The sequence below is a fragment of the Cellulomonas chitinilytica genome (assembly GCF_016862675.1).
Lineage (GTDB): Bacteria > Actinomycetota > Actinomycetes > Actinomycetales > Cellulomonadaceae > Cellulomonas > Cellulomonas chitinilytica.
In genome coordinates, this window is the sequence record NZ_BONK01000014.1 from 64,826 (window position 1) to 78,462 (window position 13,637).

General features: G+C 73.1%; 13 protein-coding genes. 8 read left to right on the plus strand and 5 right to left on the minus strand.

The window, feature by feature from the left end; genetic code table 11:
- The first annotated feature begins 5 nt into the window (after positions 1 to 5).
- The 6 genes from Cch01nite_RS18340 (at position 6) to Cch01nite_RS18365 (ending at position 6,409) form a co-directional block, all read left to right on the plus strand.
- Positions 6 to 941, plus strand: a complete 936-nt coding sequence (locus Cch01nite_RS18340; protein ID WP_239071023.1) for an ABC transporter ATP-binding protein — start codon at positions 6 to 8, stop codon at positions 939 to 941.
- Complete coding sequence (locus tag Cch01nite_RS18345) at positions 938 to 2,167, plus strand: ABC transporter permease (protein ID WP_203757932.1); 1,230 nt, start codon at positions 938 to 940, stop codon at positions 2,165 to 2,167. The genes Cch01nite_RS18340 and Cch01nite_RS18345 overlap by 4 nt, the downstream gene beginning before the upstream one ends.
- Before the next feature lie 30 nt (positions 2,168 to 2,197).
- Positions 2,198 to 2,644 (plus strand): HIT family protein, encoded by a 447-nt coding sequence (locus Cch01nite_RS18350; RefSeq protein ID WP_203757933.1) that lies wholly within the window; start codon positions 2,198 to 2,200, stop codon positions 2,642 to 2,644.
- Positions 2,645 to 2,803: 159 nt separating this feature from the next.
- Positions 2,804 to 3,310, plus strand: a complete 507-nt coding sequence (locus Cch01nite_RS18355; protein WP_203757934.1) for an NfeD C-terminal domain-containing protein — start codon at positions 2,804 to 2,806, stop codon at positions 3,308 to 3,310.
- A 58-nt stretch (positions 3,311 to 3,368) separates the two neighbouring features.
- Positions 3,369 to 4,763, plus strand: a complete 1,395-nt coding sequence (locus Cch01nite_RS18360) for a flotillin family protein (protein ID WP_203757935.1) — start codon at positions 3,369 to 3,371, stop codon at positions 4,761 to 4,763.
- Positions 4,764 to 4,864: 101 nt separating this feature from the next.
- Positions 4,865 to 6,409 carry a molybdopterin-dependent oxidoreductase gene (locus tag Cch01nite_RS18365; protein ID WP_203757936.1) on the plus strand — a complete coding sequence of 515 codons (1,545 nt, stop codon included), beginning with the start codon at positions 4,865 to 4,867 and terminating at the stop codon, positions 6,407 to 6,409.
- A 69-nt stretch (positions 6,410 to 6,478) separates the two neighbouring features.
- Here Cch01nite_RS18365 and Cch01nite_RS18370 read toward each other — a convergent pair whose 3' ends face one another.
- The 3 genes from Cch01nite_RS18370 to Cch01nite_RS18380 all read right to left on the minus strand — a co-directional run bounded on the left by Cch01nite_RS18370 (position 6,479) and on the right by Cch01nite_RS18380 (position 9,842).
- The gene (locus tag Cch01nite_RS18370; RefSeq protein WP_203757937.1) at positions 6,479 to 7,858 is read right to left on the minus strand and encodes an MFS transporter; all 1,380 of its coding nucleotides are present in this window, start codon (positions 7,856 to 7,858) and stop codon (positions 6,479 to 6,481) included.
- A 159-nt stretch (positions 7,859 to 8,017) separates the two neighbouring features.
- On the minus strand, positions 8,018 to 8,494 hold the full coding sequence (locus Cch01nite_RS18375; RefSeq protein WP_203757938.1) for an META domain-containing protein: 477 nt from the start codon (positions 8,492 to 8,494) through the stop codon (positions 8,018 to 8,020).
- 46 nt (positions 8,495 to 8,540) lie between these two features.
- Entirely contained in the window at positions 8,541 to 9,842 is a 1,302-nt protein-coding gene (locus Cch01nite_RS18380; protein WP_203757939.1) for a chymotrypsin family serine protease, read from the minus strand.
- Between the two features lie 152 nt (positions 9,843 to 9,994).
- Here Cch01nite_RS18380 and ppk2 point away from each other — a divergent pair, with 152 nt between their 5' ends.
- Together ppk2 and nhaA are read left to right on the plus strand one after the other, a co-directional pair.
- Positions 9,995 to 10,858 (plus strand): polyphosphate kinase 2, encoded by an 864-nt coding sequence (gene ppk2, locus Cch01nite_RS18385; protein WP_203757940.1) that lies wholly within the window; start codon positions 9,995 to 9,997, stop codon positions 10,856 to 10,858.
- A gap of 65 nt (positions 10,859 to 10,923) precedes the next feature.
- On the plus strand, positions 10,924 to 12,300 hold the full coding sequence (gene nhaA, locus Cch01nite_RS18390; RefSeq protein WP_203757941.1) for a Na+/H+ antiporter NhaA: 1,377 nt from the start codon (positions 10,924 to 10,926) through the stop codon (positions 12,298 to 12,300).
- 36 nt (positions 12,301 to 12,336) lie between these two features.
- Here nhaA and Cch01nite_RS18395 read toward each other — a convergent pair whose 3' ends face one another.
- Together Cch01nite_RS18395 and Cch01nite_RS18400 are read right to left on the minus strand one after the other, a co-directional pair.
- On the minus strand, positions 12,337 to 12,771 hold the full coding sequence (locus tag Cch01nite_RS18395) for an SRPBCC domain-containing protein (RefSeq protein WP_203757942.1): 435 nt from the start codon (positions 12,769 to 12,771) through the stop codon (positions 12,337 to 12,339).
- A gap of 46 nt (positions 12,772 to 12,817) precedes the next feature.
- The gene (locus Cch01nite_RS18400; protein ID WP_203757943.1) at positions 12,818 to 13,630 is read right to left on the minus strand and encodes an SDR family NAD(P)-dependent oxidoreductase; all 813 of its coding nucleotides are present in this window, start codon (positions 13,628 to 13,630) and stop codon (positions 12,818 to 12,820) included.
- Between the last annotated feature and the right edge of the window lie 7 nt (positions 13,631 to 13,637).

Sequence of the window (13,637 nt, forward strand, 5' to 3'; positions counted from 1 at the left end):
ATCTCGTGACCGTTCTGAGCATCTCCTCCCTCGAGAAGTCCTACGGCACGGTGCGTGCCCTGCGGGACATGACGTTCGACGTGCACGGCGGCGAGATCTTCGGGTTCGTCGGGTCCAACGGCGCCGGCAAGTCCACGACCATGCGGATCGCCGTCGGGGTCCTCTCCGCCGACGCCGGCACGGTTACCTGGGACGGCAGGCCCGTGGACCACGCGATCCGGCGCCGCATCGGGTACATGCCTGAGGAGCGTGGCCTCTACCCGCGGATGAAGGTCGCCGACCAGCTCGTCTACCTCGCGCGGCTGCACGGCCTCGACGCCGCCGCCGCCCGCCGGTCGATGGAGCGCTGGACGGAGACGCTCGGCGTCGAGGAGCGGCGGGGCGACGAGGTGCTCAAGCTCTCGCTCGGCAACCAGCAGCGCGTGCAGCTCGCCGCGGCCCTCGTGCACGACCCCGAGATCCTCGTGCTCGACGAGCCGTTCTCCGGGCTCGACCCGGTCGCGGTCGACGTCATGAGCGGCGTCCTGCGCGACCAGGCCGCGCAGGGGGTCCCGGTGCTGTTCTCGTCGCACCAGCTCGAGCTCGTGGAGCGGCTGTGCGACCGGGTCGGGATCGTGCGGGCCGGGTCGATGGTGGCCGTCGGCGGGATCGACGAGCTGCGGCAGACGGACGAGCGGGCGTGGGTGGTCGACGGGCCGCCGTCGGCGTTCGCCTCCTCCGTCGCCGGCGCCCGGGTGGTGTCGTCGGACGGTTCGCGGACCGTCGTCGCGGTCGGTCCGTCGGCCCCCGACGACGTCGACCAGCAGCTCCTGCGCGCCGCGCTCGCCGCCGGGCCGGTGCGCGAGTTCGCCCGGCAGCGCCCGACGCTCGTCGAGCTGTACCGGCACGTCGTCACCACCGAGGCCACCCCGGCCGCCGAGCTCGAGGAGGTGTCGGCATGAACGGCTCCCTGGAGATCAGCCCGGGCGCCGCGATCCGGATGATCGCCGGACGCGAGATCCGCTTCCGGCTGACGTCGAAGGCCTTCGTCTGGACGACCGTCGCCCTGGTCGCGGCCGTGGTGCTCGGCGGAGTCGCGGCGGGCCTGCTCGCCGACCGCGAGACTCCCCCGCAGCAGGTGGGGCTGACGTCGGAGGCGGCCGGGGTCGCCGACCAGCTCGTCGCGACCGGCCGTGCGGTCGGCGTCCCGATCGAGACGCGGGAGGTCGACTCCGAGGCCGCCGGCCGCGACCTGCTGAGGTCCGGCGACCTCGACGCGCTCGTCACGTCGACCACCCCCGAGCTGACCGTCGTCGTGAAGCAGACGCTCGGCGACACCGGCGCGGCCGTCTTCGGCCCGCTCGCGCAGCAGCTCGCCCTCGGCTCGGCCGTGACCGACCTCGGCGGCGACCCCGCGTCCGTCGCCGCGGACATCGCGTCGGCCGCACCGGTCGTGACGTCGCTCGAACCTGCACCGTCCGTCGACGGCGCGCAGATCATCGCCGGCTACATCGCCGGGATCCTGCTGTTCCTCTCCCTCATGACCGCCGGGCAGCTCGTCGCCCAGGGCGTCGTCGAGGAGAAGTCCAGCCGCGTCGTCGAGCTCCTCCTCGCCACCGTGCGGCCCTGGCAGCTCATGGCCGGCAAGGTCCTCGGCATCGGCATCATCGGGCTCATCCAGATCGTCGCCGTCGTCGGCTCCGGCGTGGTGACGGCCTTCGCCTTCGGGCTCGTCGACTCGTCGTCGTTGAACCTCGGCGTGACGGCGATCTGGGCCGTCCTGTGGTTCGCGATCGGGTTCGCGATGTACGCGCTGGTCCTCGCCGCGCTCGCCTCGCTCGTCTCGCGGCAGGAGGACGTCGGGTCCGTCATCTCGCCCGTCATCGGGCTGATGGTCATCCCGTACATCATCGGCATCTCGATCGCGCCCTGGGACCCCGACAACCCGCTCATCGTGTGGCTGTCGTACGTGCCGTTCTTCTCGCCGTTCCTCATGCCGATCCGCATCGCCCTCGACGCCGTCGCGCTCTGGGAGGTGCTGCTCGCCGCGGCCCTGTGCCTGGCCCTCATCCCGGTGCTGGTGTGGTTCGCGGGCCGGGTGTACTCCAACGCGGTCCTCCACTCGGGCGGCCGCATCAAGCTGAAGGACGCCCTGCGGGGCGCACCGCTGTCGGCGTCCCCGTCCTGACACCCGGCCGGCCGCCGATAGCGTGGCCGCATGGCCACGCTCTTCACCAAGATCATCGACGGCGACATCCCCGGCCGGTTCGTGTGGGCGGACGACGTGGTCGTCGCGTTCACGACGATCGCGCCGATCACCGACGGGCACACGCTCGTGGTCCCCCGGGCGGAGGTCGTCCAGCTCACCGACGCGGACGACGACCTGCTGGCCCACCTGACGAGGGTCGCCAAGGTCATCGGCCGGGCGCAGCAGACCGCCTGGGACGCCCCGCGGGCCGCATTGCTGGTCGCCGGGTTCGAGGTGCCGCACCTGCACATGCACGTCCTGCCGGCGTGGGACGAGGCCAGCCTGTCGTTCCGGAACGCCCGGACGGACGTGCCGGCCGCCGAGCTCGACGCGGCGGCGGAGCGCGTGCGGCAGGCGCTCCGGGACGCGGGCCACGCGACGAACGTCCCCGCGTCGATCGGTTCACCCGACCTCTGACGCAGGCCACCCGGCGCACGTGGGTGAATCCCCGGTGGGCGACCCCCGGCGACCGCTACGGTTGCCCCGATCTGCACGGGTGCCACCCGCGGTGTCGGACGACAGCGACTGGCGCGCCGACGTGCGGGCGGAGAACCTCTCCGCGCTGAGAGCCCTGGGGTGAGCGTGCTGATCTTCGTGGCCATCGCCGGCATCGCGCTGGCGTTGCTGCTCGTGACCGTCCTGGTCGGGGACTTCCTCGACGGGACGTTCGACGCGATCGGTCTCGGCGACGGGTTCCTGTCGTCGGAGGCGGTGCTGTCGTTCTTCGCCACGTTCGGCCTGACCGGCGCGATCCTGCTCGCCTCGACCGACGTCTCGATGCTGATGGCCGCCCTCGCCGGGCTCGGCGCCGGTGCGGTCGTCGGCGGCGGCGCCGCGGTCGTGACCCGCGCGCTCGCGAACGGGCCGACGGCGCACCAGCTCTCCGCCGCCGACTACGTCGACCAGGTCGCCACCGTGACCACGTCGATCCCCGCCGACGGGATGGGCCAGGTGCACCTGGTCCTGGCCGGGCAGTCGACCTCGATCGCGGCCCGCGCGGCCGAGCCGATCACGAACGGCTCCACCGTCCGCATCGCCACGCTGCTGGGCCCCGGCGTCGTGAAGGTCGTCCGCGAGGGCTGATCCGGCCCGCTGACCCACCGGGCGCTCGACGCCCGTCACCGAGACAAGAAGGAGTTCCGTGCTCTTCGCATCCACGCCCGTCCTGGGCATCGCAGGCCTGGCCCTGGTCGTCGTCATCCTGGCCTTCGCGATCGCCAAGCGGTACCGCGTCGCCAAGCCGAACGAGGCGTTCATCGTCACCGGTCGGCGCGGCAAGACCTCCGGCGACCTGTCAGGGCAGAAGGTCGTCACCGGTGGTGGCGTGTTCGTGTTCCCGCTGGTCCAGCAGCTGTCCGTGCTCGACATGTCGTCGCGCCGGATCACCGTCGAGGTCAACGGGGCTCCGTCGTCGCAGGGCATCGCGCTGAACGTGCGCGGTGTGGCGGCGATCAAGGTCAACAACGACGACGTCGCGATCCGCGCCGCCGCGCAGCGCTTCGGTGCGCAGCAGGAGGAGATCGACAACTTCGTCACGAACGAGCTCTCCGGCGCGCTGCGGGCGATCGTCGGGCAGCTGACCGTCGAGCAGGTCATCCGGGACCGCGAGTCGTTCGCGCAGAAGGTCCTGGAGAACGTGACGACGTCGCTCTCGGAGCAGGGCCTCAAGCTCGACACGTTCCACATCCAGGAGGTCGGCGACCACGCCGGCACGTACATCCAGGACATGGGTCGTGCGTCCGCCGCCGAGATCCGCCGGCAGGCCGAGATCGCCGAGGCCGAGGCGCACCGGCTCTCGGAGCAGAAGCGCGTCGAGGTCGCCACCGAGGTCGCGAACTACCAGCGCGCTCTGCAGCTGCGGGAGTCGGAGATCAAGGCGGAGACGGACCGCGCGACGGCCCAGTCGGCCGCCGCCGGCCCGCTCGAGGTCGCTGCCCGCCAGCAGGAGATCCTCACCCAGCAGGAGCTCGTCGCCGAGCGGCAGGCCGCGCTGACCGAGCGCGAGCTCGACACCACCGTCCGCCGCCCCGCCGACGCCGCGCGCTACCAGGCCGAGCAGGAGGCCGAGGCTCACCGGACCACGGCGATCAAGCAGGCCGAGGGCGCTCGCCTGGAGGCCGAGCAGCGTGCCGCCGGTGAGCTCGCGCTGCGCAAGGCGGCAGCCGAGGCGACCCGTCTCGAGGGTGAGGCCCGCGCCGCGGCGACCCTCGCGGAGGGTTCGGCCGACGCCGAGGCGCTCGAGAAGCGTGCGGCGGCGTACGCGCAGTTCAACTCGGCCGCGATCACCGACCGCCTGCTCGAGGTCCTGCCGCAGATCGCCCGGGAGCTGGCGGCGCCGATGGGCAACATCGACAGCCTGACGGTCCTGTCGACGGACGGTGCGTCCGCCCTCCCGAAGGCGGTGGCGAACAACTTCACGCAGCTCCAGGAGATCGTGAAGGCCACGACCGGCCTCGACGTGACCCAGCTCGTCTCGCAGCTGGCCGCTCCCGCGGCCACCCCGTCGCACAACGGGCACGCCGCGACCTCGAACTGACGTCCCGCACGCAGCGGCCCGCCCCGACCACGGAAGGGGCGGGCCGTTCCGTGCGTTTCCCCCGGTGAGAGCGCACGATGGGCCGGACGGGCGGAGGGCTGATGACACGACGGACCTGGACGTGGCTGTCCGCGCTCGCCGGGCTGGCCGCCGGGCTGGTCACGGTGGGCGTCGGGTCGCTGGTCGCGATCGTCACCGGCCCGTCGTCGGACCCGCTGAACGCGGTCGGGGCGGCGTTCGTGGACGCGACGCCGGCGTGGCTCAAGGACTTCGCGACGTCGACGTTCGGCACGAACGACAAGGCGGTCCTGCGGCTCGGCGAGGTCCTCGTCGTGGCGGGGCTGTGCGCGCTCGCCGGGATCCTGGCGGCCCGGCGGTGGGCGTGGGGCGCGACGCTCGTCGTCGTGCTGGGCGCCGTCGCCGCGCTCGCCGCGACGGGACGGCCCGACGCAGGGGTGCTGGCCGGGGCGCCGAGCGTGGTCGGCACGATCGCGGGGCTGCTGACGCTGCGCGAACTGATCCGCAGGATCCCCGCGCCCGACGAGCAGGCCGCCCGAGCCGCGAGCACCCGGCCGGGGGCGACGCGGCGAGGGTTCCTGCAGGCCGGGGCGGTCGCGGCGGGCGCCGGGTTCGTCGCGGTGCTCGTCGGGCGGGCCCTGACGGCGGCGACGCGGGGCGCGACCACGGCCCGCGCCGCCATCCGGCTCCCCGCCGCCACGAGGACGGCGCCGCCCGTACCGGCGGGCGTGGACGTGGGTGTCGACGGGGTCCAGCCGTGGGAGACGCCGCCGCCCGAGTTCTACCGGATCGACACCGCCCTCGTGGTCCCGCAGGTGGACCCCGAGACGTGGACGCTGAAGGTCCACGGGCTCGTCGACCACCCGTTCACGATGACGTGGGCGGAGCTGCTGGCGAGCGACCTCGTCGAGGCATGGGTGACCCTGTGCTGCGTGTCGAACCCCGTGGGCGGGGACCTCATCGGGAACCAGCGCTGGCTCGGCCTCCCCCTGCAGCAGGTCATGGCGAGGGCCCAGCCGCACGCGGACGCCGACATGGTCCTGTCGACGAGCGCGGACGGGTTCACGGCGTCGACGCCTCTGGAGGCGCTGACCGACGGCCGGGACTCGCTGCTCGCCGTCGGGATGGACGGCGAGCCGCTGCCCATCGAGCACGGGTTCCCGGTGCGGATGGTGGTGCCGGGGCTGTACGGGTACGTGTCGGCGACGAAGTGGGTCGTGGACCTCGAGGTCACCCGGTTCGCCGACGCCACCGCCTACTGGACGGACCGCGGCTGGTCGGAGCGCGGCCCGGTGAAGACGCAGTCCCGCATCGAGGTCCCCCGCACGGGCTCGACGGTCGACGCCGGGGACGTCGTCGTCGCCGGGACCGCCTGGGCGCAGCACCGTGGGGTCACCCGGGTGCAGGTGCGGGTCGACGACGGCGCGTGGAACGACGTGACCCTCGCGGCCGACGGCGGCATCGACTCGTGGCGGCAGTGGTCGTGGACGTGGCCCGACGCGCCGAGCGGCGACCACCGGCTGTACGTGCGGGCGTTCGACCCGGACGGCCCGCAGACGGGCGTCGTGCTGGGTGAGGTCCCCGACGGTGCGACCGGGTACGACGACGTGCGGGTGAGCGTGCGCTGAGCCGGCGTCCGAGGACGACGACGCGGCGGCACCCGGACCTCGGGTGCCGCCGCGCGGTCGGGCAGGTCGTCAGATGACGGTCGAGCCGAACGCCGAGCCACGCCGCTGGTACACGGCCCACACGGTCAGGGACATGACCACGTACAGGCCGACGATGACCCACAGCGCCGCCTGGATGTTGCCGGTCGCCGTCGTCGAGACCGCGAAGCCGCGCGGCACGAGGAACCCTCCGAACGCCCCGATGGCACCGGCGATGCCGAGGCACCCGGCCGCGGCCTTGGCCCGGCGGGCGCGGTCGGCGTCGTCCGTGGCACCGTGCCGGAACACCGCGGGGATCATCCGGTACACGGACCCGTTGCCGGCACCCGTCGCGACGAACAGCACGAGGAACGACGCGAGGAACCCGCCGAACGAGTGGGCGCGCAGGGCGAAGATCGCGCACACCGTCCCGACACCCATGACCGTGAACGCGCCGATCGTCACCCGCGCACCGCCGAGGCGGTCGGCGAGGATGCCGCCGAGCGGCCGGGCGACCGACCCGACGAGCGCCCCGAGGAACGCGACCGTGAGGGTGACCTCGGGGAACTGGTTCTTCAGCAGCGTCGGGAACGCCCCGGCGAAGCCGATGAACGACCCGAACGTGCCGATGTAGACGAACGAGATGATCCACGTGTGCTTGACGCGGGTCGCCGCACCGTAGGAGCGCGGGTCGGACTTCGCGTGCGACAGGTTGTCCATGAACCGCCAGGCCAGCAGCGCGGCGATCAGCACGAGCGGGACGAACATCAGACCGGCGCGCTCGAGCTGCACCCCTGCGGCGCCGACGATGATCAGGGGCACGGCGATCTGCACCGCGGCGGTGCCGATGTTGCCGCCGGCGGCGTTGAAGCCGAGCGCGCGGCCCTTCTCCTTCTCCGGGTAGAAGAACGAGATGTTCGCCATGGACGACGCGAAGTTGCCGCCGCCGAGACCGGCGAGCGCCGCGACGCCCAGCAGCACGCCGAACGACGTGCCCGGGTTCTGCACCGCGACCGCGAGCGAGATCGTGGGGATGAGCAGGAGCAGCGCGGAGACGATCGTCCAGTTCCGGCCGCCGAACAGCGGGACCGCGAACGTGTACGGGATGCGCAGCGTGGCGCCCACGAGGATGGGCAGCGCGATGAGCCAGAACTGCTGGTCGACGGTGAGGGCGAAGCCGGCCGAGGCGAGCTGCGGCACCACGACGCTCCAGAGCGCCCAGACGCCGAAGCCGAGGAACTCGGCGAACACGGACAGGCCGAGGTTCCGGCGGGCGATCGGCTTCCCGACGGAGGACCACTGGCCCTCGTCCTCGGGGTTCCAGCCGTCGATCCAACGGCCCGGACGGGTGGTGAGCTGACCCGGCGCGACGGGCGCGTCGACGAGGGGGGACGCCGTGGCGGCGTCGGCGGTCACGAGCGGTGTCGCCATGGAGACCTCCGGCAGATCGGGTGGGGCTCGGACAACGGCGACGCTAGGCAACCGATGTTTCGACCGGCCGATCGGGGAGGTTGCGCGGGTGGAACCTTTCGCGCACCGACTGCTGGGGGCGACTGTGAGGTCTTCGGGGCGGCAGCCCGGGGGGACGGGCTAGGGGCGGCGCTCGAGGACGACCGCGGCGTCGGGCGTCGACAGGGTCAGGGTGTCGCCGTCGAGCTCGTACGTCAGGGGCTGCGCGACGAGCGCTCGGGTCCACGCCTCCTGTGCGGAGGCCTCGCCGAGGCACCCCTTCGCGCCGACCGTCGTGTTCTCCACGTCGGGCACGAGCGTCGAGCCGGTCACCTCGACGGGGACGTCGATCGCGTTGCAGGGGGTCGCGACCGCGAGCGTCGCCGAGCCGTCCCGCGCGTCGACCTCGACAGTGAGCGGGTCCGACGCCAACCAGGCGACGTCGGCGCCGCCGTCGGTCCCGGACACGGAGACGAACGTGCCGCACAGGGACGGCGCGGAGCCCGCCCCGTCCCCGCACGAGAGGGACTGCCCGGACCGGGTCGGGCTCGCGCCCGACCCGGTCCCGCACGCGGCCAGCACGACGACGACCACGCAGACGAGGGCTGCGGGCCTCACCCACCCGATGTCCACCGTCGTCCTCCGTCGTGCCCGGCTGCCCATGTCAGCTGCTCGTCACCAGCGTGGCGCTCAGGCCACCGTAGAGAAGCACGGTGTGGATGGAGGAGAACAGGACGGTCTTCGAGCACAGGTTGCCGCTGTCGACGACCGTGCCGCACCCGCTCGTCGACCCGTTCTGCAGGCCCTGGATCATCCCGACCGCGGAGACGCCCGCTCCCTTGTTGATGAAGACGGGGCCGCCGCTGTCGCCCTGGATCACGGAGATGCCGCTGTCGGCGACCGCCTTGATCGTGCTCACGTTCCCGTGGCCGGTGCCGTCGTTGAACGAGACGCTCATCGCGGTGACCTTGACGCCGCAGTGCTGCCCGGAGTTTCCGCCGCTGGTGCACACGTAGTCGTTGATGCCGACGTCGGAGTAGCCGACGACGGGCAGGGTGTTCGTCGACCCGATGCCCGCGGTGAACGTGCGGCCGGCACCTGATCCGGTCAGCACGCTCAAGGCGCCGTCGGACGCGTTCTTGGAGATGGAGCCGTACGACGCCGTGCCGCTGCGCGCCTTCCACGAGCCCGACGGGATGCAGTGCCGCGCCGTGGTGATCTTGTTCGACCCGCCGATCTTCAGCGCGAAGCCGGCGGAGCACACCTCGCTGCCCGAGATCATGTAGCCGCCCGCGTAGAACGGGCTGGTGTCGGAGTTCCGTCCCGAGGCCACGGCGGTCGACACGTCGGACACGAACGTCACCGGGAGGTCGGTGATCGAGGCGGCCACGGCTGCCGGGGCCGGTGCTGCGGTCGTCGCCGCGGCCGCGGACGGGGCGGCCTGGCTCCGGCTCGTCGCGGCCGGCGCGACGGCGGTGCCCTCGACGACGATCCCGTCGACGCCCGCCTGGACGCCGACGACGTCCTGCACGACGAACCCGGACGCGGCGAGCTCGTCGGCGCGGTCGAGGATCGCGTTCGACGCGGCGACGATCTCGGGCAGCGAGTGCGAACGCTGCTCGACCGTGACGGTGATCCCGCGCCGTCCCGCTTCCTTGACGGCCCGGCGCTGCAGCTCGTCCGTGCCGTGCCAGAGCAGCGTCACCGCCCGGTGCGCGGAGTCGTGCACCTGGTCCACGTACCCGCTGGACGCGACGCCGGGCTGGTCGATGATCCAGGTCTTGAGCGCGTCGAGATCCTGCTGGTTCTGGATGAACCGCGCGTCGACCCCGGCCGGCCAGGACTTCGCGGGGTCCGCCGTGGTGGGGCCTGGTGGGGTCGGGCTGGCCACCGCCGCCTGCGGCACCGCCGCCGTGAGGACGAGCCCGAGGAACGCTGCGACGACGAACGACTTGCGTGTGCGCACGGCCACCCCTTGTCTCGGCCGCGTCACCGTCGACCCGGCAGGTAGCGAGAACGTAGCGCGGTGCGTTGTCCGGTGTGGCCCGTTTCGGGACACGTCGTCGGGACGCGGCCGCGGACGTCCGCTGAGGCGCCAACCAGCGGTAACGTCCGACCATGGCGAAGGGGCACGGCAAGAAGAGGTCCGGCGACGACCGGCGCGCGCAGGGCAAGATCCCGAACGACGTCTACGAGGCCGAGCTGTTCCGTCTGCAGGCCGAGCTCGTGAAGGTGCAGCTGTGGGCCAAGGCCACCGGCGCGCGGATCGTCGTGATCTTCGAGGGGCGCGACGCGGCCGGCAAGGGCGGCACGATCAAGCGGATCACGGAGTACCTCAGCGCCCGGCAGGTGCGGATCGCGGCCCTGCCCACGCCGACGGAGCGCGAGAAGACCGAGTGGTACTACCAGCGCTACGTCGCGCACCTGCCCGCGGCCGGCGAGATCGTGCTGTTCGACCGGTCCTGGTACAACCGCGCGGGCGTCGAGCGGGTCATGGGGTTCTGCACCCCGCAGGAGTACAGCCAGTTCATGCGGCAGACGCCGATCTTCGAGCAGATGCTCGTCGAGGACGGGATCCTGCTGCGCAAGTACTGGTTCTCGGTGTCCGACGAGGAGCAGCTGCGCCGGTTCCGGTCGCGGCTGAGCGACCCGGTGCGGCAGTGGAAGCTGTCGCCGATGGACCTGGAGTCGATCACCCGGTGGGAGGAGTACTCGCGGGCCAAGGACGAGATGCTCGTGCACACGGACGTGCCGGCGAGCCCGTGGTACATCGTCGAGTCGGACGTGAAGAAGGCGGCGCGGCTCAACATGATGAGCCACCTGCTGTCGACCATCCCGTACACGGACGTGCCGCACGACAAGGTCGTCCTGCCGGACCGCCCGGCGGCGTCCAAGGGCTACGTCCGGCCGCCGCGCGAGCTGTCGACGTACGTGCCCGACCACGTGGCCGAGCTGCGCGGCGACCCCGAGAAGCACCTCTGACGCTCGGCGGCGCCCGGCCCGGACCGGCGTTGCACGCCGGGCGCTGACCTGCGACGTTGGACCGCATGGCGGCGCCCCCCACCACTCCTGGACCCGCGTTGCGCGTCCGCGTGCCCGGCCTCAACCCCGCGGTCCGGGACTTCCTCGCGACGGAGGCCGGCTCCGCCGTCGTGCTGCTCACAGCGACGGTCGTCGCGCTCGTCTGGGCGAACTCCCCGTGGAGCAGCGCGTACGACGACCTGTGGACCACGACGGCGGGCGTGCACGTCGGCACGTGGAGCCTCGACCTCGACCTGCAGCACTGGGTCAACGACGCCGCGATGGCGGTCTTCTTCGCTGTCGTCGGGCTCGAGATCAGCCGGGAGGCCACGAGCGGCGAGCTGCGCGACAGGCGGACCGTCGCCGTCCCGGCGCTGGGCGCCCTCGGCGGGCTGCTCGTGCCGGTGCTCATCTACCTCGCGTTCAACGGCGGCACCGACGCCGCGCACGGCTGGGGCGTCGTCATGTCGACGGACACGGCGTTCCTCGTCGGCATCCTCGCGCTGTTCGGGCCCGCCTGCCCGGACCGGCTGCGGCTGTTCCTGCTGACGCTGGCGATCGTCGACGACATCGGCGCGATCACCGTGATGGCGGTGTTCTACACCGACGACGTCGACGGCGCCGCGCTCGCGCTCGCGGGGGTCGTCGTGGCCGGGATGCTCGTCATGCGGTGGCTGCGGGTGTGGCAGCTCGCCCCGTACGTGCTGGCCGGGCTCGTGCTGTGGCTCGCCGTGCAGGCGTCCGGCGTGCACGCGACCCTGGCCGGTGTGCTCGTCGGGCTCCTCGTGCCCGCGACCGTGCCGCAGCGCGAGCAGGTCGAGGCCGTGCCCGCCTACGCGGGCGACCTCGTCGACGACACCACCGCCGAGCGCGAGCACCTCGCCGAGCTCGCCGCACGGGCCGCCGTCCCGACCAGCGACCGGCTCCAGCGCGTACTGCACCCGTGGAGCGCCTTCGTCGTCGTCCCGCTGTTCGGCCTGGCCAACGCGGGCATCCGGCTCGACGTCGACACGCTCGGCGCCGCCGTCCACTCGCGGCTGAGCATCGGCGTCGCCGTGGCGCTCGTGCTGGGCAACGCGATCGGCATCACGGGCGCCTCGACGCTCGCGATCCGGATGGGCCTCGGCGAGCTGCCCGGCCGTGTCCGGTACGGCCACCTGCTGGGCGGCGCGGTGCTCGCCGGGATCGGGTTCACGATCTCGCTGTTCATCGCGCAGCTCGCGTTCGACGACCCCGCCCAGCTCTCGGACGCGAAGATCGGCGTCCTCGCCGGGTCGCTGACCGCCGCGGTGCTCGGGTCCGTGCTGCTGCGGTGGCTCGGCGAGAAGCTGCCGCTGTGCTCCCCGGCGTCGGTCGGTCCCCCGCCCGCGCTGCCGCCGCTGCCGTGGCGGTCGCCCGCCTGACGCCGACCCCGCGCGCCGACGCCCGCGCCCAGACGCTCAGGCGGCGTCCGCGAGCGCCGCGTACCGGTCGAGGATCCGCGGCCACTCCGTGAACTTGCGGCGGTCCACGGCGTTCTCCTCGGTCCAGCCGGCGTGCTCGAACGTCATGAGCGTGCCGCCCTCGGCCCCCGGCTGGAACGTCACGGTGATGCGTGACGGGTGCTCGCGCGTCTGGCCGAGCGTCGAGGAGTGCACCAGCCGGGCGGCGGAACGCACCTCCAGCACCTCGCCCCACTGCAGCGCCCCGCGCGTCGCGTCCTCGAGCAGCACCCGCCCACCGACCCACGGCTCGATCGTCGCGCCGACGAACCCGGCGGGGTCCAGCGAGTAGTCCGGGTGCCACCAGCGACCGATCTGCTGGACGTACACGTCGAACGCCGGGCCCGGCGCGCACCGCAGGTGGTACTCGAGCGTGATCGGGGACAGGTCCATCGCCCGATGGTGGCGCGTGACCGGCCGCAGCGCCAGGTACCGGGGCTCAGGCCAGCGGGTCGTCGGGCCCGAAGGTGCTCAGGCTCAGCCGCCGGACGTCCTGCTCGACGATCCGTGCGGCCGCCGCCCGCAGCGACGCGACCGTGTCGGCCCCGGCCCGGACGAACCGGCCGGACAGCTCGTCGAGCTCGCCGTCCCCGAACGCGCGGACCAGCTCGGCGACGTCCTCGACCGGCGTCCACTGCGTGCGCTCCGCGTGCAGCGGCATGCCGCTCGTCATGTCGGTGGCGACGACGCCGGGGGCCAGGTCGAGGACGCGGATGCCGCGCTCGCGGTACTGGGCGTCGAGCAGCGTGGTGAACCGGGCCAGGGCGCCCTTGCTGATGCCGTACCCGGTGTACGAGGTGCCGCGGTTGTGCCCGGACCCCGAGTTCACGTTGAGCACGCGGCCGCCGCCGCGGGACAGCATGCCCGGCAGCACCGCGTGCGTGACGAGCATCGGCCCGCGCACGTTCGTCTCGACGACCCGCCACATGTCGTCGACGTCGTCGTCGCCGAACGGCACCTCGGCGCGCTCGAGGACCCCCGCGTTGTTGACCAGCAGGCCGATGCCCCCGAGGCCCGCCTCGACGCGCGCGACGGCGTCGGCGACGGCGGTGACGTCGACGAGGTCGGCGGCGGCGACCGTCACGGGCACGCCGTGCGCCGCGACCTCCTCGGCGACGGCGTCCAGGTGGCTGCGGGTGCGCCCGACGAGGCCGACCGCGTACCCGGCGGCGGCGAGCCCGAGCGCCACGCCGCGGCCGATCCCCCTCCCGGCTCCGGTGACGAGGGCGGTCCGTGGGGTGGAGGAGGTCATCGGGTCA